Origin of the sequence: Mycolicibacterium sichuanense (genome assembly GCF_033741125.1) — a bacterium.
Classification (GTDB): domain Bacteria; phylum Actinomycetota; class Actinomycetes; order Mycobacteriales; family Mycobacteriaceae; genus Mycobacterium.
The window spans coordinates 90,777-112,346 of the sequence record NZ_JAWQPU010000011.1 but is presented as its reverse complement, the minus strand read 5'-3'; the positions used below and the strand labels follow the sequence as shown (position 1 = coordinate 112,346).

Below are 21,570 nucleotides of genomic sequence, written 5' to 3'. Positions count from 1 at the left end.
TGTCGGAACACCATTCCCCGGCCATGCAGGCCGTGCTGTGGGACATGGACGGCACCCTGGTCGATTCCGAGAAGCTGTGGGACGTCTCGCTGGAGGCGCTCTACGAACGTCTGGGTGGCGTGCTGACCACCGAGGTGCGGGAGAGCACCGTCGGCAGCTCGGCGCAGGGCCTGATGCGGATCGTGTACTCCGACCTCGGGCTCGAGCCGGACCCCGCCGCCATGGCCGAGTCGTCGGACTGGTTGCACGACTACACCGGTGAGCTGTTCGAGCAGGGCCTGGCGTGGATGCCGGGGGCGCGCGAGCTCCTCGACGAGCTGACCGCGGCCGGGGTGCCGATGGCGCTGGTGACCAACACCCGGCGCGGGCTCACCGAGCGGGCGCTGAAGAGCATTGGCAGCCACTACTTCTCGGTATCGGTGTGCGGTGACGAGGTCGAGAACCCCAAGCCCGCGCCGGACCCGTACCAGCGGGCCGCGAACCTGCTGGGGCTCTCGCCGGTGCAGTGCCTGGCCATCGAGGACTCGGTCACCGGATCGCAGTCGGCCGAGGCGGCCGGATGTCCGGTGCTTGTCGTGCCCAACGACGTCGAGGTGCCCGTCGGCCCGCGCCGCAGGCACGTCGCGTCACTGGCCGAGGTGAATCTCACCGTGCTGCGGAGCAGCCATGGTGACCTCGCCGCCCACCTCGACGCGCCCGTCCCGGATCCGACGTGAGCTGCGTGCGATGCGCGTCGCCCGTGCTGGATCTTGGCGCGGCGAGCAGTGCCTTCGGGCGCTCGGGCGGGTAGCTGCGCGACCCGCGGTCGCAACCGGGCAGACTGCCGAGGGGGATACGGCCAATTCGGTCGGTGAAGTGTCCTATCGTTGAACCACTGGTGGTGTGACTCGCATCACGTAGCGCTTCGGAAAGGACGCCTCATGGCTGGCCAGGGAACCCCCGCCTCCGACGGTCCGTCGGCGATCACCGACGAAGAATTCTCCTCGGGCGGCACCGCCGTGCGCATCGCCTCGGTCGCCGCGCTCGGCGGCCTGTTGTTCGGCTACGACAGCGCCGTCATCAACGGTGCCGTCGCGTCGATCCAGCAAGACTTCGGCATCGGCGACTACGCATTGGGCATCGCGGTGGCGTCCGCCCTGCTGGGTGCGGCCGCCGGCGCCATGACGGCCGGCCGGATCGCCGATCGCATCGGGCGCATCTCGGTCATGAAGATCGCCGCGGTCTTCTTCTTCATCAGTGCGATCGGCACGGCGTTGGCTCCCAATGTGTGGATCGTCGTGCTGTTCCGCGTGGTGGGCGGCATCGGCGTCGGCATCGCCTCGGTCATCGCGCCCGCCTACATCGCGGAGACCTCACCGCCGCGCATTCGCGGCAGGCTCGGCTCGCTGCAGCAGTTGGCGATCGTGTCGGGCATCTTCCTGTCGCTGGCCATCGACTACGCCCTGGCACAGATTGCCGGTGGGGCGAACCAGGAGCTGTGGCTGGGCATGGAGGCCTGGCGCTGGATGTTCCTGGTGATGATGGTTCCCGCCGTGATCTACGGAGTGCTGGCGTTCACCATTCCCGAGTCGCCGCGCTATCTGGTTGCCAGCCACAAGATTCCGGAAGCTCGCCGGGTGCTCAACATGCTGCTCGGCGAGAGGAACCTCGAGATCACCATCGACCGCATCAAGGAGACGCTGGAGCGCGAGGACAAGCCGTCCTGGCGTGACCTGCGCCGGCCGGGCGCGGGCTTCCTCGGCCTCTACGGCATCGTCTGGGTGGGTCTGGGGCTGTCGGTCTTCCAGCAGTTCGTCGGCATCAACGTGATCTTCTACTACTCAAACGTGCTCTGGGAGGCCGTCGGATTCTCCGAGGGCGACTCCTTCGTCATCACGGTGATCACCTCGGTCGTGAACATCCTCACCACCCTCATCGCCATCGCGCTGATCGACAAGGTGGGGCGCAAGCCGCTGCTGTTGATCGGCTCGACGGGCATGGCGGTATCCCTGGTCACGATGGCGGTCATCTTCGGCACCGCGACCCTCGGGGCCGACGGCAAGCCGCACCTCGACGGTGCTGCGGGACCGATCGCATTGGTCGCGGCCAATGTCTTCGTCATCGCATTCGGCATGTCGTGGGGTCCGGTGGTCTGGGTGCTGCTCGGCGAGATGTTCCCCAACCGCATCCGGGCCGCGGCGCTCGGCCTTGCGGCAGCCGGACAGTGGGCCGCGAACTGGGCCATCACCGTCACGTTCCCGAGTTTGCGTGAGCACCTGGGTCTGGCGTACGGGTTCTACGGGCTGTGCGCGATCCTGTCCGGCATCTTCGTGTGGCGCTGGGTGCAGGAGACCAAGGGCGTGTCGCTGGAGGACATGCACGGACAGGTGCTCGCCACCCCGAAACCCGCTGCCAACGCCTGACGGCCCACCGCTGACCAAACCGAGGTGACTTGGCCGTCGGCGGCGTGGAACAATCGCCAGCCGTGAAGACCTTCGACGCGCTCTTCGCCGAACTCAGCGAACGCGCGCGCACCAGACCGGCAGGCAGTGGGACCGTCAAGGCGTTGGACGGCGGGGTGCACGGGCTGGGCAAGAAGATCCTCGAAGAGGCCGGCGAGGTGTGGCTGGCGGCCGAGCACGAGGGTGACGACGCCCTGGCCGGCGAGATCAGCCAGCTGCTGTACTGGACCCAGGTGTTGATGATCTCGCGTGGGCTCACACTCGACGACGTCTACGAGAAGCTGTGAGCGGGGTGTCCGATTCGCTTCGTCTGACCGGTTCGCCGATGCTGCGGGTCGCCGTGCCCAACAAGGGTGCGCTCAGTGAGTCCGCCGCGGAGATCCTCTCCGAAGCCGGGTACCGGCGCCGGCGCGATCCCAAGGACCTGACCGTCGTCGACCCCGCCAACAACGTCGAGTTCTTCTTCCTGCGCCCGAAGGACATCGCGATCTACGTCGGGTCGGGGGAGCTGGACTTCGGCATCACCGGACGGGACCTGGCCGCCGAGTCCGACGCTCCGGTCCAGGAACGCCTGGCGCTGGGCTTCGGATCCTCGACCTTCCGGTATGCCGCCCCCGCCGGAAGGGACTGGACGGTCGCCGACCTCGCGGGCAAGCGCATCGCCACCGCCTACCCGAACCTGGTCCGAAAGGACCTGGCAGCCAAGGGCATCGAGGCCAAGGTCATCCGACTCGACGGCGCGGTCGAGATCTCGGTGCAGCTCGGGCTCGCCGACGTCATCGCCGACATCGTCGGGACCGGCCGCACGCTGGGCCTGCACGGCTTGGTGGCCTTCGGCGAGCCGCTGTGCGACTCCGAGGCGGTGCTCATCGAGCGCGCCGACCCCGACGAGCGCACCGCGGCGGCTCGCGACCAGTTGGCCGGCCGCGTGCAGGGGGTGGTCTTCGGGCAGCAGTATCTGATGCTGGACTACGACTGTCCGCGTTCGGTTCTGGACCGCGCGACCGCCGTCACGCCGGGGCTCGAGTCGCCCACGATCGCGCCGTTGGCCGATCCTGCCTGGGTGGCCGTGCGCGCGCTGGTGCCGCGCCGGACCGTCAACGCCATCATGGACGAGTTGGCCGCCATCGGCGCCAAGGCGATTCTGGCCTCCGACATCAGGTTCTGCCGGTTCTGAACGTTCTGCCGCACCCACTGCGGTGGTGTTAGCGTCAGCCCATGACGCACGTGTTGGTAATCGTCTTCGCGCTCCTCATCGGCGTGGTCGCGGGTCTGCGGGCCCTCACGCCACCCGCCGTCGTCGCGTGGGGCGCAATGCTCGGCTGGCTTCCGGTCGAGGGCACCTGGGCGCAGTGGGTCGGCCACCCGATCACGGTCACCGTGCTCACCATCCTGCTGGTGGTGGAGCTGATCACCGATCAGCTGCCCAAGACGCCGAGCCGGACGGTGCCCCCGCAGTTCTTCGCGCGGTTGGTGCTGGGCGCGTTCGCCGGCGCCGTCATCGGGGCCGGGTCGCATCACACCATCCTCGGCATCGGGGCCGGCCTGATCGGCGCCGTCGTTGGCACCCTCGGCGGCCACGCCGCCCGGCGCCGGCTGGTCGCCGCCAACCACGGCCGCGACCTGCCGATCGCGCTGCTGGAGGACGCCGTCGCCGTCCTCGGCGGGTTCGCCATCGTCGCGGTCGCCTCGACGTTCTGAGAACCGAATCGTGACAACGAGATTCGACGCCATCATCGTCGGCGCCGGGCAGGCCGGGCCACCGCTGGCCGGTCGTCTGACCGAGGCGGGCCGGACGGTCGCGGTCATCGAGCGCAAACTGGTCGGCGGGACGTGCGTCAACTACGGCTGCATACCGACCAAGACGCTGGTGGCCAGTGCGCACACCGCACACACCGCCCGGCGCGGCGCCGACTACGGCATCGGCACCGGTGCGGTCACGGTCGACATGGCCAGGGTCAAGGCGCGCAAGGACGAGATCATGCTCGCCGACCGCCACGGCGTGGAGTCGTGGCTGGACGGCATGGAGGGGTGCACCCTCATCCGCGGGCACGCCCGCTTCGAGGGCCCGCACACCATCAGGGTCGACGACGAGGTGCTCGAGGCCGACCAGATCTTCCTCAACGTCGGCGGCCGTGCGACCGCGCCGGCGATTCCCGGTCTCGACCGCGTCGACTACCTCACCAACGTGGGGATCCTCGACCTCGCCGAGCTGCCCGAGCATCTGGTGATCATCGGGGGCAGCTACATCGGACTCGAGTTCGCCCAGATGTACCGGCGCTTCGGCGCCCGCGTCAGCGTCGTCGAACGCGGACCGCGGGTGACCGCCCGCGAGGACGAGGACGTCTCTGCGGCCATCCAGGAGATCCTCGAGGCAGAGGGCATCGACGTCCACGTGGGTGCGACGCAGATGCGCGTCGTCGCGCACGACGACGGATCCGGTGGCTTCGACCTGTACCCGGACGACGGGGCCGAGCCGATCACGGGGACGCATCTGCTGGTGGCGACGGGCCGGCGGCCCAACACCGACGACCTTGGGCTCGACGTCGCAGGGATCGAGACCGATGCGCGGGGTTACGTCGTCGTCGACGACCAGCTGCGCACCAGCGTCGAAGGCGTGTGGGCGATGGGCGACTGCAACGGCAAGGGCGCCTTCACCCACACGTCGTACAACGACTTCGAGATCGTCGCCGCCAACCTGCTCGACGACGATCCCCGCCGCGTGAGCGACCGCGTGCCGACCTACGCCCTGTACATCGACCCGCCGCTCGGCCGCGCCGGCCTGACCGCCGCCCAGGTGCGCGCGTCGGGGCGCAAGGCGCTGGTCGGCAAGCGCCCGATGACGAGGGTGGGCCGGGCTGTCGAGAAGGGCGAGACGCAGGGCTTCATGAAGGTGGTGGTCGACGCCGACACGCGGGAGATCCTCGGCGCGGCCATCCTGGGCGTCGGTGGTGACGAGGTGGTCCAGGACATCCTCGACGTCATGACGGCCAAGCTGCCCTACACGGCCATCTCGCGCACCATGCACATCCATCCCACGGTCTCCGAGCTGGTGCCGACGATGCTGCAGGAGTTGACTCCGCTGCAGTGACGGTCACCTCTTCTTCGTGAAAATCGTTCTGCCGCATGACATTCGATCGCTCGCTCGAACCCGGCCGAGTGCGATGCCGGCGAATCCGTTTGCGCGGCGACGACCCGGGTAAGGGCAAGGGGTCGTAGAACGCGACACGGAAGGAGCTCGACATGTTGGCAGTCACCTGGCACGGCAAACGGGACGTGCGCGTGGACACCGTCCCGGACCCGGTCATCGAGAGTCCCACCGACGCGATCATCGAAGTCACCTCGACCAACATCTGTGGCTCGGATCTGCACCTATACGAGGTGCTCGGCGCATTCATGAAGCAGGGCGACATCCTCGGTCACGAACCGATGGGCTTCGTCCGCGAGGTCGGCTCGGGCGTGACGAATCTATCGGTCGGCGACCGGGTGGTCATTCCCTTCCAAATCTCCTGCGGCAGTTGCTACATGTGCGATCAAACGCTGTTCACCCAGTGCGAGACCACGCAGGTCCGCGAGCAGGGAATGGGTGCGGCGCTCTTCGGCTACTCCGAGCTCTACGGCTCGGTACCAGGTGGGCAGGCCCAGCTGCTGCGCGTACCGCAGGCGCAGTTCACCCACATCAAGGTGCCTCTCGGGCCGCCCGACGAGCGCTTCGTCTACCTGTCCGACGTGCTGCCCACAGCGTGGCAGTCCGTGCAGTACGCGTCGGTCCCCGAGGGTGGTTCGGTCACCGTGCTCGGACTGGGCCCCATCGGTGACATGGCGGCGCGCATCGCGCAGCACCTCGGTTACCGCGTGATCGCGGTCGACCGGGTGCCCGAGCGGCTGAAGCGGGCCGCCGATCGTGGCATCGAGACCGTCGACCTCGCCTCCCACGACGCCGACCTCGGGGACGTGATCCGCGACATGACCGACGGGCGCGGCACTGACTCGGTCATCGACGCGGTGGGCATGGAGGCACACGGGTCGCCGGTGGCCAAGCTCGCCCAGCAGGTCACCAGCCTGCTTCCCGATGCGATCGCCAAGCCGATGATGCAGAAGGCCGGCGTCGACCGCCTCGACGCGTTCTACAGCGCCATCGACATCGTGCGCCGTGGCGGGACCATCTCGCTGATCGGGGTGTACGGCGGCATGGCCGACCCATTGCCGATGCTGACCATGTTCGACAAGCAGATCCAGCTTCGAATGGGTCAAGCGAACGTCAAGAAGTGGGTCGACGACATCTTGCCGTTGCTGACCGACGCCGATCCGCTCGGCGTGGACGAATTCGCCACGCACACTTTGCCGCTCGTCGACGCGCCACACGCCTACGACATCTTCCAGAAGAAGGCCGACGGCGCGGTGAAGGTCGTCCTGAAGCCGTAGCGGCGGGTGGGATCGTCGACCGGGACACATTCACGTGTCCCGTGGATTGACACGGCGGTAAACGGGTAAATGCGGGCCGGGACGGTTCAGGTCAGATGCGCCGCGCCCGCCGAATCTAAGGAGACCCGCCGTGGCCCAACCGACCACCACCCAGGACGGCGCCGAGTCGTCGGCCCCCGAGACGAGTCAGCTGGAGGTCTGGCCCGGCAAGGCCTATCCGCTGGGAGCCAGTTACGACGGCGGTGGCACGAATTTCGCGTTGTTCAGCGAGGTCGCGGAACGCGTTCGGCTGTGTCTGTTCGACGTCGACGGCACCGAGACCCAGGTGGAATTACCGGAGAAGGACGCCTTCATCTGGCACGCCTACCTGCCGGGGGTCGAGCCGGGGCAGCGCTATGGCTACCGCGTCGATGGCCCATACGACCCGGCCGCTGGGCAGCGGTGCAACCCGAACAAGTTGCTGCTGGATCCGTACGCCAAGGCGATCGACGGGATCTTCCAGTGGGATCAGTCGCTGTTCGGTTATGACTTCGGTGACCCCGACAGCCGCAACGACGAGGACTCCGCGGCGAGCATGCCCAAGTCGGTGGTGATCAACCCGTTCTTCGACTGGGGTACCGACCGTCCGCCGCAGCACGAGTACGCCGATTCGGTGATCTACGAGGCCCACGTCAAGGGCCTGACCCAGACCCACCCCGACATTCCCGAGCAGAGTCGCGGCACCTATGCCGCGATCGCGCACCCGGCGATCATCGAGCACCTGAAGAACCTCGGCGTCACGGCCATCGAGTTGATGCCGGTGCACCACTTCGCCAACGACTCCACCCTGATCGAGAAGGGTCTGTCGAATTACTGGGGCTACAACACCATCGGGTTCTTCGCCCCCGACTCCAAGTACGGGGCAACGGCGACGCCGGGTGGTCAGGTGCAGGAGTTCAAGGCGATGGTGCGGGCACTGCACGAGGCCGACATCGAGGTGATCCTCGACGTGGTCTACAACCACACCGCCGAGGGCAATCACATGGGCCCGACGCTGTCGCTGCGGGGCATCGACAACGCCGCCTACTACCGCCTGGTCGACGACGATGCCCGCTACTACATGGACTACACGGGCACGGGCAACAGCCTGAACGTGGGGCACCCGCACTCGCTGCAGCTGATCATGGACTCGCTGCGGTACTGGGTCACCGAGATGCACGTCGACGGTTTCCGCTTCGACCTGGCCTCGACGCTGGCGCGCGAGTTCTACGACGTGGACCGGCTGTCGGCGTTCTTCGAACTGGTGCAACAGGATCCGACGGTCAGCCAGGTCAAGCTGATCGCCGAGCCGTGGGACGTCGGGCCGGGCGGCTACCAGGTCGGCAACTTCCCGCCGCAGTGGACGGAGTGGAACGGCAAGTACCGCGACGCCGTGCGCGACTTCTGGCGTGGTGAGGATGCGACGTTGGGCGAGTTCGCCTCTCGGTTGACGGGGTCGCCGGATCTCTACGAGCACACCGCGCGCCGGCCGGTGGCCTCGATCAACTTCGTCACCGCTCATGACGGGTTCACGCTGCGGGACCTGGTGTCCTACAACGAGAAGCACAACGAGGCCAACGGCGAGGACAACAACGACGGCGAATCCAACAACCAGTCCTGGAACTGCGGGGTGGAGGGTCCGACCGACGATCCGGAGATCCTGGCGCTGCGGGGCAAGCAGGTGCGGAACTTCATCACCACGACGCTGTTGAGCCAGGGCGTGCCGATGCTGTGTCACGGTGACGAGCTGGGCCGCACCCAGGGCGGCAACAACAACGGTTACTGCCAGGACAACGAGATCACCTGGATCGACTGGGAATCCGCCGACGAGGACCTGGTCGCGTTCACGGGTGCGGTCTCCGCGCTGCGGGCGGGGCATCCGGTGTTCCGCCGTCGACGGTTCTTCGACGGCCGCCCGGTACGTCAGCGGGGCACCGAGGGCCTGCCGGACATCTCGTTCTTCCGGCCCGACGGTTCGGAGATGAACGACGAGGATTGGGACTCGGGATTCGGCAAGTCCGTCGCTGTCTACCTCAACGGCCAGGGCATCCCCGACCGGGACCGCAGGGGCCAGCGCATCACCGACGACTCGTTCGTGCTGTGCCTCAACGCCCACCACGAACCCATCGACTTCACGCTGCCGCCAACCGAATTCGGCCCGGCCTGGACACCGGTGATCGACACCACGACCGCCACCGGGGCCACCGGCGAGAACGACCCCGTCGACGCCGCAGGCACCGTGACGGTGGAGGCGCGCTCGGTCGTCGTGTTCCAGGCGGCCGCCTCCGAGTAGGCACCCGCGACGTGACTCGGCCCGTCACCTGGGGGGTAGGTGACGGGCCGAGATTCGTCGGGAGTGGGGGGACTCCCGCCTTCACCATAGGGACGTTCCCTGTGAGAATGGCAGGGATTCGCTCGAGCGGTCCTATTCGCGCTGAACTCGGCGCTGGACGAGCAGGGTCTGCGCGCATGTGCCGATGAACCCGTCGCGGTCGAAGACCTCCGTGGTGGTGACGCCGATGCCGTCCGGCCCGATCGACGCCCTGGCCCGCAGCCCGAAGTCGGCCCCGCGAGGCGCACGGTGGAGGTGCACCGCCGTGTCGGTGTTCATGAACACGAACTCGTCGGGATCCAGGACCGCCCCAACGCCATTGGCGGAGTCGACGACCACGGCCAGGCGCTGCAGGTCGGTGGTTGGCTCGGCATCGACGAGGGGCACCAGGGCACGCAGCCATGCGACGGCGGGCTCGCCGGGCGCCGAGGCCTGGGGCCGCCAGTCGACGGTCTCGAGGTAACCGGGTGCGCCGATCCAGGCGTGCCGATGGGCGGCGGGCGGTCCCTCGACCAGCGGGGGATGCCGGTCGGTGGCGACGTCGGCGGTGTCCGACGGCGCCAGCAGCCAGGCACTGAGACGGGCGACCGGCCGGTCACCGCCTTCGCCGGCCGGCGACAGCTCGGCGGCCAGCAGTGAGATCCGCGCGCCGGGGCGCACCACCCACGTTCGCACCTTCACCGGGGCCACCGGAATGGCACCGAGGATGTCGAGGACCAGCCGCCCCACCCGATTGCCGGACGGCGCGGCGAGTTCCTCGATGGCCTTGGTCAGCAGCGCCAACGGCGGTGAGCCGTGCTGGATTCGGGCATCCCAGTTGCTCGCGGTGCCCAGCGTGGACTCGAAGACCGCGGCGTCGCCGTCGGTGCCGAGGCGACGGTAGTGGCAGTCGGTCACGCGGCGGGCTCCGCTTCGGCCGAGGCCGTCGGCCAGCCAGGGTAGGGCGGCGGCGTGCCGCCGAAGGTGGGGCAGTGCCGGTGGTGGGCACACCAGTCGCACAGACGCGAGGGCTTGGGCTGGAAGTCGCCCGTCACACCCGCGGTCTGGATGGCCTGCCACATCGCCATCAGTGTCTTCTCGAAGCGAAGCAGCTCGTCCAGATCGGGGGAGTAGTCGAGCACCTGACCGTCGGCGAGGTAGAGCAGGCGCAGGCGCGCCGGCAGCACGCCGCGGGATCGCAACAGTGCCACGGCGTAGAACTTCATCTGGAACAGCGCCTTCGCCTCGGCGAGCTCGCGGGCGACCGCCGGCGCACGGCCGGTCTTGTAGTCCACGACGCGCAATTCACCCGTGGCGGCGACGTCGATGCGGTCGACGAATCCGCGCAGCAGCGTGCCGTCGGCGAGTTCGACCTCGACCCGCTGCTCGCAGCTCTCCGGATCGAACCGGGTGGGGTCCTCCAGCCGGTAGTAGCCGGTGAGCAGCGCACGGGCCTCGTCGAGCAGTTTCACCCGCAGGGCCGGGTCCAGGCCGTCGGCGAATTCGGGCTGGGCCGCGGCGATCTCCTCCCACGCGGGCTCGACGAGCCGCACCGCGGTATCGGGCACCCGGCTGGCCGCCGGCAGGGCGTAGAGCCGCTCCAACGCCCCGTGCACGACCGTGCCACGAACCTGCGCAGCGGTCGACGGCTCGGGCAGCCGATCGATGGCGCGCAACCGGTAAAGCAGCGGGCACTGCTTGAAGTCGCTGGCCCGCGACGGGGACAGGGCCGGACGCCGCACCGCCGGCTGGGGCGGGGCCGGCGTCTGCGCTGCCGCTGGCTGGTGGTCCGTCACGCGCTGAAGCCTATGACCCGGGGCCGACAACCCCGCGCACCGACGCCGGCGGGGCTCCTGGCAGGCTGAACCGCTGTGAAACGCACCGGGCCGTTCGACGTCGGCGATCGTGTCCAGCTGACCGATGCCAAGAGCCGGCATTACACGATGGTGCTCACCCCCGGCGGGGAATTCCACACCCACCGCGGCGCCATCACCCACGACTCCGTGATCGGGCAACCCGAGGGCAGCGTGGTGAAGTCGACCAACGGCGATCCCTTCCTGGTGTTGCGGCCGCTGCTGATCGACTACGTGCTGTCGATGCCCCGCGGCGCCCAGGTGATCTACCCGAAGGACGCCGCCCAGATCGTGCACGAGGGCGACATCTTCCCGGGTGCGCGCGTCCTGGAGGCCGGCGCCGGTTCGGGTGCGCTGACGTGCTCGCTGCTGCGCGCCGTCGGCCCCGAGGGCACCGTGGTGTCCTACGAAGTGCGCGAGGACCACGCCGTGCACGCCGAACGCAACGTCGTCACCTTCTACGGTGAGCGGCCCGCCAACTGGGATCTGCGGATCGCCGACCTGGCGTCCTACGACGGTCCCGAGGTCGACCGCGCCGTGCTGGACATGCTGGCGCCGTGGGAGGTACTCGAGGCGGTGGCGGGAGCCCTCGTCTCCGGTGGCGTCCTGATGGTCTACGTCGCCACCGTCACCCAGCTGTCGCGGGTCGTCGAGGCGATGCGCGAACAGCTGTGCTGGACCGAGCCGCGCGCGTGGGAGTCGCTGCAACGCGGCTGGGACGTCGTCGGCCTGGCGGTGCGGCCACAACACCAGATGCGGGGACACACCGCGTTCCTGGTCAGCGCGCGCAAGCTGGCCCCCGGCACCGTCACCCCTGCGCCGTATCGCCGCAAGCGCCCGACGGTCTAGCCCGTCGGGGCCGGGGTGGGGGCGCCGACCAGCGGTAGCAGCTGATCGGCGGTGCGCTTGCTGAGCTGCCAGGCGTCGTGGACCCCGACGAACTCCATCGGGAAGGTGAACGGCCGCACCTGCGGATCGGCCGATCCCATGGTGACCGTCGCGACGACGTCGCCCGGCTCGCCGGCCCATGCCAGGTTGGCGGCGTCGACGGTCAACGGCGCGAAACCGCTGTCCTTGAGCGCCTCGGCGAAATTGGCCAGCGCGGCCGCGTCGTCGGGGGTGGCGTACTGGATCAGACCGACCTTCTGCTCGCCGGGAACCGAAGTGTCGGCCAATCGGTACAGCACTGCGGTCAGCTGATCCGGCGGCGGGAGGGGAGCGACGGCAGGCGCGGGTGGGACCGTCGCGTTGCGCATCGATCCCTGGCCACCGGGGGCCGGCGCCGGGGTATCGGCGCACCCGACGAGCCCGAACGCCGCCACCAGGGTGACGGCGCTCAGGACAGCTGCCGGGGTGCGTCGCACCGTGCGTTCAGGCGATCGGGACTAGCCCGCCGAGGAGAGCAGGGCCAGTGCGGACTGCTTGGAGATCTGCCAGCCGGACGGGCTCGGGCCGGCCACGAAGGTCACCGGCTCGGTCTTGCTGACACCGGTGTTGGCGGTGGCAGTCACGTTCGCAGTGGCCGTGGCGCCGTCGGAGTCGACGTCGGCGACGACGAAGCTCAGCGGGAAGTACCCCTGGGCGGCGGCCTTGTTGTACTCGCGGTCGGCGGCGATGCTCTCGAAGCGGCCGAGGCCACCCTCGATGTAGGTGCCCTTGGAGCCCGAGAACGTGCCGGGGCCGGCGAGACCGCTGAGGGTCTGCAGCAGGGGGGCCTGCAGATCCGGCGCCGGCGCCTGCGGCATCGGGATGCCGAGAACCACGGGCTGGATGGCGGCCGGGGTCCATGACGCGCCCGAGCCAGGGCCCGATGCAATGGACGTCACACCACCCGCTGCTCCGGCCACGACGGCTGCTGCTGCCACGCCGGTAACGAGGGTTTTCAGGATCACGGCTGTCCTTCCGATCGGCTCAACTCAACTTGGAGGCTAACAGTGTTGCTGGTGTGTCGAATTCCTACACCGCACACGAAGACTGAATCGCCGGTAGCGTTGAAGTTGTTACTGCACCAACTTTCGGTGCGGGGAGGGTCTTGACATGAGTGAACTAGAGCCCACGTACAGCGACGACGCTGCCGAACTGGAAGCACTTCGCCGTGAAGCCGCGGCGCTGCGCGAGCAACTCGAGCAGGCGGTAGGTCCTGACAGCGGCCTGCGCAGTGCCCGTGACGTCCACCAGCTCGAGGCGCGGATAGATTCCCTTGCCGCGCGCAACGCGAAGCTGATGGACACCCTCAAGGAGGCGCGGCAGCAATTGCTGGCCCTCCGCGAGGAGGTCGACCGGCTCGGGCAGCCGCCGAGCGGGTACGGCGTGCTGCTCGGCACGCACTCCGACGACACCGTCGACGTGTTCACCTCGGGTCGCCGGATGCGGCTGACGTGCTCGCCCAACATCGAGCTGTCCGAACTCAAGCAGGGCCAGACGGTCCGGCTGAACGAGGCGCTGACCGTCGTCGAGGCCGGGACCTTCGAGTCCGTCGGCGAGATCAGCACGCTGCGCGAGATCCTGGCCGACGGGCACCGCGCGCTCGTCGTCGGGCACGCCGACGAGGAACGCATCGTCTGGCTCGCCGAGCCGCTGGTCGCCGCAGAGTTCCTTCCCGACGAGGTCGCCGGCGACGGTGACGACGACTGGAAGCCCCGCAAGCTGCGCCCGGGTGACTCGCTGCTGGTCGACACCAAGGCCGGGTACGCCTTCGAGCGCATCCCGAAGGCCGAGGTCGAGGACCTGGTGCTCGAGGAGGTGCCCGACGTCAGCTACCACGACATCGGCGGCCTGACGCGCCAGATCGAGCAGATCCGGGACGCGGTTGAGCTGCCGTTCCTGCACAAGGACTTGTACCGCGAGTACTCGTTGCGTCCGCCGAAGGGCGTGCTGCTCTACGGCCCGCCCGGGTGCGGCAAGACCCTGATCGCCAAGGCCGTCGCCAACTCGCTGGCCAAGAAGATGGCCGAGGTGCGTGGCGAGGACGCCCGCGAGGCGAAGTCGTACTTCCTCAACATCAAGGGCCCGGAGCTGCTGAACAAGTTCGTCGGTGAGACCGAGCGGCACATCCGGCTGATCTTCCAGCGCGCCAGGGAGAAGGCCTCCGAGGGCACTCCCGTGATCGTGTTCTTCGACGAGATGGACTCGATCTTCCGCACCCGAGGCACCGGCGTCTCCTCGGACGTGGAGACCACCGTGGTGCCGCAGCTGCTCAGCGAGATCGACGGTGTCGAGGGTCTGGAGAACGTCATCGTCATCGGTGCCTCCAACCGCGAGGACATGATCGATCCGGCGATCCTGCGGCCCGGCCGTCTGGACGTGAAGATCAAGATCGAGCGGCCGGATGCCGAGTCGGCGATGGACATCTTCTCCAAGTACCTGACCGTCGATCTGCCGGTGCACACCGACGATCTGGCCGAGTTCAGCGGCGACCGTTCGCAGACGATCAAGGCGATGATCGAGAAGGTCGTGGACCGGATGTACGCCGAGATCGACGACAACCGGTTCCTGGAGGTCACCTATGCCAACGGTGACAAGGAAGTCATGTACTTCAAGGACTTCAACTCCGGCGCCATGATTCAGAACGTCGTCGACCGCGCCAAGAAGTACGCGATCAAGTCGGTGCTGGAGAGCGGCCAGCGTGGCCTGCGGATCCAGCACCTGCTGGACTCGATCGTCGACGAGTTCGCCGAGAACGAGGACCTGCCCAACACCACCAATCCGGATGACTGGGCGCGGATCTCGGGCAAGAAGGGCGAGCGGATCGTCTACATCCGCACGCTGGTCACGGGCAAGTCGTCGAGTGCCAGCAGGGCGATCGACACGGAGTCGAACCTGGGGCAGTACCTGTAGGGGTCTCCCCACCAGCAGACGCGAACGGCCCTCCTTCCCGCCGAGGGGGGCTGTTGGCGTCTGCTCGCGAGCGGGCGTCAGGCCGACAGCGAGTAGGTGTTCGCCAGATCGTCCTGAAGCACGTGGGCGACCGTCGTCGAGGTGTCGATGCGCAGCTCCGCGTCCAGCGTCCGGGTGCGGTAGCTCCACCCCGCTGGCAACGAGAGCCGCCCGGCCAACCCGGAGAGGTCGTCGAGCTCGAGGGTGGGATCGACGGTCTGGCTGAACGTCTGCATCACCCATCGCCGGCCCTCGGCGTCGGCGAGCTCGAACACCGGCTGTCCCGCGTCCCAGACGAACACCGCCCGGCGGTCGACCTCGTTCACGCCGTAGGGCGCCGGGTTCATCGACGACAAGGCGACCGTGGCTTGGCGCAGCATCTCGATGTCGCCGAAGGTCTTTCGCTCCTGCGCGGTGCCGCCGTCCTTCTCGATGTGGTTCATCAGCCAGTACCTCGGGCCGTTCAGCAGCGCCGCCACGGCGCCGTTCTCCGCGGCGATCGCCTCGGCATCCAGTCGCGACCACGCCTCGGCTGGGCAGTCGTTGAGGGGGAAGGTGTTGTAGACGGTCGCCTCTGGTCCGTGTGCGCCGACGCGAACCAGCAGCACCTCGCCGTAGCGCTTGCCGAACAGCGACTCGGTGGTGGTCATCGGTTCGCAGTGTAGAACCGCGTGCCCCGTCGCGCAGCCCGATCAAGATCATGATCTGCGGGTGCGGGTGGCGGTGTGATGGACTGGGAACCGCCATGGCGAGGAGACCGACAGCGAACTGGGGGGTATCGGCGCGGTCGGCGTTCGTCGCGGCCACGGTCGTCTGCGTCGGACTGACCGTCGCGGGCGCCGTCCTTGCAGGGTTCCTCTACCGAACGATGTTGTCCGGCATCGATTCCGCGGCCGCGACGAGGGTCGGTGAGATCGCCAGGCAGGTGGGTCAGCGGGGTGCGGCGGGTCTGGATCCCGCGCTGCTGCACACCGATCAGCGCATCGTCGCGGTGCAGGTGCTGGCGCAGGACGGCGCGGTGGTTCGACGGTCGCCGTCCGCGCCGGACACCCCGCTGCTCGCCATGAAGGACGTCGGTGGCGGCCTGCGGATCGGGATGCCCGAGACGTCGTCACCGTTCGGCCGCATCCGGTTCAGTGCTCAGACCGTCGACGGACCGGACGGCCGCTACACGGTGCTCGTCGGGGAGGGCAGTGCGACGGTCGCGTCCACGGTGTGGACGGTCGTCGCGGCACTGGCGATGGCCGCACCGGTGGTCGTCGCGGTATCGGCCGCGGCCACCTACCTGCTGGTGCGACGGTCGATGCGGTCGGTCGACGAGATTCGCTCCCGGGTCGCCGACATCACTACCTCCGATCTCGCCGAGCGGGTTCCGGTGCCCGATAGCCGCGACGAGATCGCCGCCCTTGCCGTCACCATGAACGAGATGCTGGCGCGCCTTCAGGCCGGCCACGACGCGCAGCGGCGGTTCGTTGGCGACGCGTCGCACGAGCTACGAAGCCCGCTGACCACCATCATCTCCGCGCTGGAGGTGGCGGTGGCCCATCCCGAGGTGCTCGGCGGCGACCTGGCGAAGACCACGCTGATCCCGGAGGCGCTGCGGATGAAGGCCCTGATCGACGATTTGCTGCTGCTGGCCAGGGCCGACGAACGCGCGCTGGACATGGCCCGCGAGGACGTCGACGTCGACGACCTGGTGGCCACCGAACTCGAGCGGTTGCGCCGCACGCAGACGCTCGAGGTCGCGGCCGACCTCGAGCCGGCACGCGTGACCGGCGATCCCGAGGCGATCGCCAGGGTGCTGCGCAATCTGCTCGACAACGCGGCGCGGCACGCGGCGTCGGGCGTCAGCGTCACCGTGCGGCGGACCCCGGATCAGGTGCTGGTTCGGGTCGGTGACGACGGGCCGGGAATTCCGCCCCAGGACCGGCTGCGGGTCTTCGACCGGTTCGTGCGCCTCGATCGGGACCGGTCGCGCAGCGCCGGGGGCACGGGACTGGGCCTGGCGATCGTGCGGGAGATCGTCGCGGCCCACGACGGCCGGGTGAGCATCGACGGGGCAGCGGCAGACGCGTCCGGCACCACGGTGACCGTTCAGCTACCCGCCGCGGGTCCCGTCGACCGCAGCCGGTAGCCGACGCCGCGGACGGTCTCGATGGTCTTGGTGCCGAAGGGGATGTCGATCTTGCGACGCACGTACCCGACGTAGACCTCCACGACGTTGTCGGCGCCGTCGTAGTGGTCCCAGACGTCCTGCAGGATCTCGGCCTTGGTGACCACGGTGTCCTTCTTGCGCATCAGGTACTCCAGCAAGCCGTACTCGCGGGGGGTCAGTGAGATCGGCGCATCGCCGCGGCGGATCTCCCGCCGCGACGGGTCGAGGGTCAGCGTGCCCGCCGTCAGCACGGCCGGGCCCTGCGGTGCCGAACGGCGAATCAGCGCACGCAGCCGAGCGACCAGCACGATGAACGAGAACGGCTTGGTCAGGTAGTCGTCGGCACCGAGGTCGAAGGCGTCGGTCTGGTCGTATTCGCCGTCCTTGGCCGTGAGCATCAGTACCGGTGTCCAAATGCCGCGAGAACGCATGTGCCGCAGCACTTCATAGCCGTTGAGTCCGGGCAGCATGATGTCCAGGACGACGACGTCGAACTCGTCCTCGGTGGCGTGCCTCAGGCCGTCCACCCCGGTGGCCACCGCCACGACGGTGAAGCCCTCGGCGCGCAGCCCCATCGACAGCGTCGACGCCAGCAGCGGTTCGTCCTCGACGACGAGCACTCTCACGGGGTCTGCCCGCGATGCAGCCGTTCGACGTGGGCCCGGTAGCGGTTGCGGGCGACCAGCACCGAGCGCAGGTCGTCGATCAACGGGTCGAGGAACCGGACGCGGTACTCGCCGTCACCCACCGACCGGGCGCTGACGAACATGAACGTCAGCGCACCGAGGAACATCGACACGTGGATCAGCGCCTGCGGCACCGGCAGGGTCATCCCCAGCCAGGTGCCCTGCCACGAGCCGTCGACGGTCAAGCGCGTCAACAGCTTTGGTGTCAGAGCCAGCAGACCCATGACCAGGAAGATCACCGACGTCATCGCGGCGACCACCGCGATCTGGACGAACTGTGACACCGCGACGACGAACACCACGTTGGCCCGCTCGCTCCTGGACAGTGGAGTCGCGACGTAGCTCGCCGGCCCTGGGTCGGGCATCGCCGTGAACGGGGTGTCCCGCAGGTCGGTGACGTCGCGGTCGCGAACATCGGGGTTGGCCAGCACGGGCCTGACCCGTTCGACGATGCCGGTCAAGACGAACGTGCCGGCGAGGGCGACCATGAAGCCGATCAGCGCCCAGATCCGCGATCGGCTGATCGTGCTCGCCATCGACCAGACCGGTCCGTTGAAGAACACCAGCACCGTCAGCAGCAGCACGGGCAGGGCGCGGGTGAACAGCGCCCCGACCGACTTCAGGTGCGCCAGCGTCAACCGCACGGACCACCCCAGTACCGATCCCACCCCAGCGCCGGTGAGCGCCAGCACGATCGCCACCATGGTGGCCGTCGCCAGCAGGTCCTCCAGGATCGCCAGCGGACCACCCGGGACGAACGCCGCCGAGAAGCACACCACCTGCGACACCGCGATGGCGATGCCGCGCCGTCGCGGCCCGTCGATCCGCGACACCCACCACGCCGTCACCAGCGCCACCGGCACCGCCGCCAGGAGCACGGCAACGATCGCCCACTCGGCGGGGGTTGGATCGGCGTCGATGTCGACGGCCTCGCCACCGGCAGCCACCGCGATGATCCGGAACGCGCCGAACAGCACCGCGAGCGCGGCGAGCGCCGGGGCGCTGCGCCACCACAGCCGCCGCCACCTGGCGCGCGGGGTCAGCACCGAGGGCAGGCCGTGGTGCAGGAACCATCGTTCGGCGGCGATGCGGTCGCCGGCCTCTCCTGGTGTCGTCATGACCGCAACGCGAACCCGCCCCGGTTGCCGACGACGTCGCCACCCTTGACGACGAGCAGGACGTTCTCCGGGTCGCCGAGGGAGCCGATGTCGGCGAGGGGATCGCCACGCACCACCACCAGGTCGGCGAGCTTGCCCGGCTGTACCGAGCCCAACGTCGCGTCGAGCCCGCACAGCTGCGCCGAGGTCAGCGTGCCGGCCACGATCGCCTGCATGGGGGAGAGCCCGCCGAACTGGACCAGCAGTCCGAGCTCGGCCAGGTTGGTGCCGTGCGCCGGGCCGAGGCCCGCATCGGTGCCGAGGGCGACGCGAACCCCCGCGGCGACGGACGCGCGCAGTGAATCATGGGCCAGCGCGTGCCATTTGGCGCTCTTGGCGACGCTCGCCGGCGACGAGGTCACGGGCTGCATCGTCTCCAGCAGCGTCGGCACCAGGAAGGTGCCCTGCTCGACCATCCGGTGGCGCAGCTCGTCGTCGAGCGCGTAGCCGTGCTCGATGCTGCGCACGCCGCCCTCGACCGCGGCGCGGATGCCCGCATGGCCGATGGCGTGGGCGGCGACGGGGCGCCCGCCGTAGTTGGCCGCCTCCTCGACGATCGCGGCGATGGCCTCGCGGCGCAGCCCCAGCCAGCTCGGGTCGTCGTTGGGGGAGGCCACGCCGCCGCTGCTGGCGATCTTGACGACGTCGGCCCCGGCGCGGATCAGCTCCCGCGTGCGGGTGCGGGCCGCGTCGTGCAGCGTGGTCCGCAACCGCTCGAGGAGCTCGAAGTAACCGTAGGACGGCGGCTTGAGCGCCTTGTCCAGCGGAGGGGCGCCCGAACCGGGCAACCCGAAGTGCACGTGGCAGTCGAAGAACCCGGGGCACAGGGTGTTCCCGCGGAGGTCGACCCGCACGGCGTCGGAGGGTTCGTCGGCGGCCCCAGCCCGATCGGCCGAGGCGATTCGGCCGTCGGTGACCACGACGACGGCATCGGGCACGGGATCGGCGCCGGTGCCGTCGACGAGGGTGCAGTCGTGCAACACCGTGGTCGTACTCATGCGCACACTGCACCAAGCAAAGTCGCCGGGCGCAAGCACACCCGCGGTGGCCGCGACGCAATCGCAACGTATCGCCGGTCACCGTGGGCCGTGACCGCCGCCATGGGCCTTCCCCTAGGCTGGGCCCATGCAACGGATCATCGGTACCGAGGTCGAATACGGCATTTCGTCGCCGTCCGATCCGACCGCGAATCCGATCTTGACGTCGACGCAGGCGGTGCTGGCGTACGCCGCGGCCGCAGGCATCCAGCGCGCCAAGCGCACGCGGTGGGACTACGAGGTCGAATCCCCGCTGCGCGACGCGCGCGGCTTCGACCTCAGCCGGGCCAGCGGTCCGCCGCCGATCGTCGACGCCGACGAGGTCGGTGCGGCGAACATGATCCTCACCAACGGGGCCCGTCTCTACGTCGACCACGCGCATCCGGAGTACTCGGCCCCCGAGGTGACCGACCCGCTGGACGCCGTCATCTGGGACAAGGCCGGCGAGCGGGTGATGGAGGCCGCGGCAAGGCACGTCGCGAGCGTCCCCGGCGCGGCGAAGCTGCAGCTCTACAAGAACAACGTGGACGGCAAGGGCGCCTCCTACGGCTCGCACGAGAACTACCTGATGAGCCGTCAGACGCCGTTCTCCGCCGTCATCGCCGGTCTCACCCCGTTCCTGGTGTCGCGCCAGGTGGTCACCGGCTCTGGACGGGTCGGCATCGGCCCCTCCGGTGACGAGCCGGGGTTCCAGCTCACCCAGCGTGCCGACTACATCGAGGTCGAGGTGGGTCTGGAGACAACCCTCAAGCGCGGCATCATCAACACCCGCGACGAGCCGCACGCCGACGCCGACAAGTACCGGCGGCTACACGTCATCATCGGCGATGCGAACCTCGCCGAGACGTCGACCTATCTCAAGGTCGGCACCACGTCGCTGGTGCTCGACCTGATCGAGGAGGGGCCCGCCCACGGGTTCGACCTCTCCGACCTTGCACTGGCGCGCCCGGTGCACGCCGTACACGTGGTGAGCCGAGACCCGTCGCTGCGCGCGACCATCGCGCTGGCCGACGGGCGTGAGCTGACCGCCCTTGCGCTACAACGCATCTACCTGGACCGGGTGGCCAAGCTGGTCGACTCGCGCGATCCCGATCCGGCGGCCTCGCGCGTCGTCGAGACCTGGGCCAACGTGCTGGACCTGCTCGAACGCGACCCGATGGAGTGCGCCGAGATCCTGGACTGGCCGGCCAAACTGCGTCTGCTGGAGGGCTTCCGGCAGCGCGAGAACCTCGGCTGGTCCGCCCCGCGGTTGCACCTGGTCGACCTTCAGTACTCCGACGTGCGACTCGACAAGGGCCTCTACAACCGCCTGGTGGCGCGCGGGTCGATGAAGCGACTGGTCACCGAACAGCAGGTGCTCGACGCTGTCGACAACCCGCCGACCGACACCAGGGCGTACTTCCGCGGCGAGTGTCTGCGCCGGTTCGGTGCGGACATCGCCGCGGCCAGCTGGGATTCGGTGATCTTCGATCTCGGCGGCGATTCGCTGGTGCGCATACCCACGCTGGAACCGCTGCGTGGCAGCAAGGCACACGTCGGGGCGTTGCTCGACTCGGTCGACAGCGCAGCCGAACTCGTCGAACAGCTCACGACCTGACGACCGGCATAATG

General features: G+C 68.9%; 20 protein-coding genes. 12 read left to right on the top strand and 8 right to left on the bottom strand.

All coding sequences use genetic code 11. The features are described 5' to 3' along the window. The first annotated feature begins 23 nt into the window (after positions 1-23). From SBI80_RS25395 to glgX, 8 genes are all read left to right on the top strand, one after another. Positions 24-716: an HAD family hydrolase gene (locus tag SBI80_RS25395; protein WP_318977645.1), complete on the top strand. Its 693-nt coding sequence runs from the start codon at positions 24-26 to the stop codon at positions 714-716. Between the two features lie 204 nt (positions 717-920). Further along, positions 921-2,402 (top strand): sugar porter family MFS transporter, encoded by a 1,482-nt coding sequence (locus tag SBI80_RS25390; protein WP_318977620.1) that lies wholly within the window; start codon positions 921-923, stop codon positions 2,400-2,402. A 44-nt stretch (positions 2,403-2,446) separates the two neighbouring features. Further along, the gene (locus SBI80_RS25385; protein WP_318977619.1) at positions 2,447-2,728 is read left to right on the top strand and encodes a phosphoribosyl-ATP diphosphatase; all 282 of its coding nucleotides are present in this window, start codon (positions 2,447-2,449) and stop codon (positions 2,726-2,728) included. A 38-nt stretch (positions 2,729-2,766) separates the two neighbouring features. Then, complete coding sequence (hisG, locus tag SBI80_RS25380) at positions 2,767-3,618, top strand: ATP phosphoribosyltransferase (protein WP_318977644.1); 852 nt, start codon at positions 2,767-2,769, stop codon at positions 3,616-3,618. Between the two features lie 41 nt (positions 3,619-3,659). Then, positions 3,660-4,142, top strand: a complete 483-nt coding sequence (locus SBI80_RS25375; protein ID WP_318977618.1) for a DUF4126 family protein — start codon at positions 3,660-3,662, stop codon at positions 4,140-4,142. A gap of 10 nt (positions 4,143-4,152) precedes the next feature. Continuing rightward, positions 4,153-5,532, top strand: a complete 1,380-nt coding sequence (locus tag SBI80_RS25370) for an FAD-containing oxidoreductase (RefSeq protein WP_318977617.1) — start codon at positions 4,153-4,155, stop codon at positions 5,530-5,532. Positions 5,533-5,684: 152 nt separating this feature from the next. Next, a complete protein-coding gene (locus SBI80_RS25365; protein WP_318977616.1) occupies positions 5,685-6,866 on the top strand; it encodes a zinc-dependent alcohol dehydrogenase in 1,182 nt (393 codons plus the stop codon). A gap of 130 nt (positions 6,867-6,996) precedes the next feature. Continuing rightward, on the top strand, positions 6,997-9,177 hold the full coding sequence (gene glgX, locus SBI80_RS25360) for a glycogen debranching protein GlgX (RefSeq protein WP_318977615.1): 2,181 nt from the start codon (positions 6,997-6,999) through the stop codon (positions 9,175-9,177). A 132-nt stretch (positions 9,178-9,309) separates the two neighbouring features. Here glgX and SBI80_RS25355 read toward each other — a convergent pair whose 3' ends face one another. Further along, positions 9,310-10,113: a thioesterase family protein gene (locus SBI80_RS25355; RefSeq protein ID WP_318977614.1), complete on the bottom strand. Its 804-nt coding sequence runs from the start codon at positions 10,111-10,113 to the stop codon at positions 9,310-9,312. Then, on the bottom strand, positions 10,110-10,991 hold the full coding sequence (locus SBI80_RS25350; RefSeq protein ID WP_318977613.1) for a RecB family exonuclease: 882 nt from the start codon (positions 10,989-10,991) through the stop codon (positions 10,110-10,112). Before SBI80_RS25350 ends, SBI80_RS25355 begins: the two co-directional genes overlap by 4 nt. Positions 10,992-11,066: 75 nt before the next feature. Between SBI80_RS25350 and SBI80_RS25345 the strand changes: the two genes are divergently transcribed. Further along, positions 11,067-11,897, top strand: coding sequence for a tRNA (adenine-N1)-methyltransferase (locus SBI80_RS25345; protein ID WP_318977612.1), 831 nt, complete (start codon positions 11,067-11,069; stop codon positions 11,895-11,897). Here the strand turns inward: SBI80_RS25345 and lppK are convergent. Both lppK and SBI80_RS25335 read right to left on the bottom strand, forming a co-directional pair. Continuing rightward, positions 11,894-12,412, bottom strand: a complete 519-nt coding sequence (lppK, locus tag SBI80_RS25340; RefSeq protein ID WP_318977611.1) for a lipoprotein LppK — start codon at positions 12,410-12,412, stop codon at positions 11,894-11,896. The two genes, SBI80_RS25345 and lppK, sit on opposite strands and share 4 nt — an antisense overlap. Before the next feature lie 21 nt (positions 12,413-12,433). Next, entirely contained in the window at positions 12,434-12,940 is a 507-nt protein-coding gene (locus SBI80_RS25335; protein WP_318977610.1) for an MTB12 family secreted protein, read from the bottom strand. 145 nt (positions 12,941-13,085) lie between these two features. On the opposite strand from SBI80_RS25335, the gene arc reads away from it, so the two are divergent. Continuing rightward, positions 13,086-14,885, top strand: coding sequence for a proteasome ATPase (gene arc, locus SBI80_RS25330; protein ID WP_318977609.1), 1,800 nt, complete (start codon positions 13,086-13,088; stop codon positions 14,883-14,885). 77 nt (positions 14,886-14,962) lie between these two features. Here arc and SBI80_RS25325 read toward each other — a convergent pair whose 3' ends face one another. Beyond that, positions 14,963-15,574, bottom strand: coding sequence for a hypothetical protein (locus tag SBI80_RS25325; RefSeq protein WP_318977608.1), 612 nt, complete (start codon positions 15,572-15,574; stop codon positions 14,963-14,965). Positions 15,575-15,669: 95 nt separating this feature from the next. Here SBI80_RS25325 and SBI80_RS25320 point away from each other — a divergent pair, with 95 nt between their 5' ends. Next, positions 15,670-17,058, top strand: a complete 1,389-nt coding sequence (locus SBI80_RS25320; protein ID WP_318977607.1) for a sensor histidine kinase — start codon at positions 15,670-15,672, stop codon at positions 17,056-17,058. Here the strand turns inward: SBI80_RS25320 and SBI80_RS25315 are convergent. Genes SBI80_RS25315 through SBI80_RS25305 form a run of 3 tightly spaced genes read right to left on the bottom strand, consistent with a single transcriptional unit; the run spans position 17,019 to position 19,920 of the window. After that, positions 17,019-17,705 (bottom strand): response regulator transcription factor, encoded by a 687-nt coding sequence (locus tag SBI80_RS25315; RefSeq protein WP_318977606.1) that lies wholly within the window; start codon positions 17,703-17,705, stop codon positions 17,019-17,021. The two genes, SBI80_RS25320 and SBI80_RS25315, sit on opposite strands and share 40 nt — an antisense overlap. Beyond that, on the bottom strand, positions 17,702-18,883 hold the full coding sequence (locus tag SBI80_RS25310) for a hypothetical protein (RefSeq protein ID WP_318977605.1): 1,182 nt from the start codon (positions 18,881-18,883) through the stop codon (positions 17,702-17,704). The genes SBI80_RS25315 and SBI80_RS25310 overlap by 4 nt, the downstream gene beginning before the upstream one ends. Then, positions 18,880-19,920: an amidohydrolase family protein gene (locus SBI80_RS25305; RefSeq protein ID WP_318977604.1), complete on the bottom strand. Its 1,041-nt coding sequence runs from the start codon at positions 19,918-19,920 to the stop codon at positions 18,880-18,882. Before SBI80_RS25305 ends, SBI80_RS25310 begins: the two co-directional genes overlap by 4 nt. A 127-nt stretch (positions 19,921-20,047) precedes the next feature. Here SBI80_RS25305 and dop point away from each other — a divergent pair, with 127 nt between their 5' ends. Continuing rightward, positions 20,048-21,556 (top strand): depupylase/deamidase Dop, encoded by a 1,509-nt coding sequence (gene dop / locus SBI80_RS25300; protein WP_318977603.1) that lies wholly within the window; start codon positions 20,048-20,050, stop codon positions 21,554-21,556. The last annotated feature ends 14 nt before the right edge of the window (positions 21,557-21,570 follow it).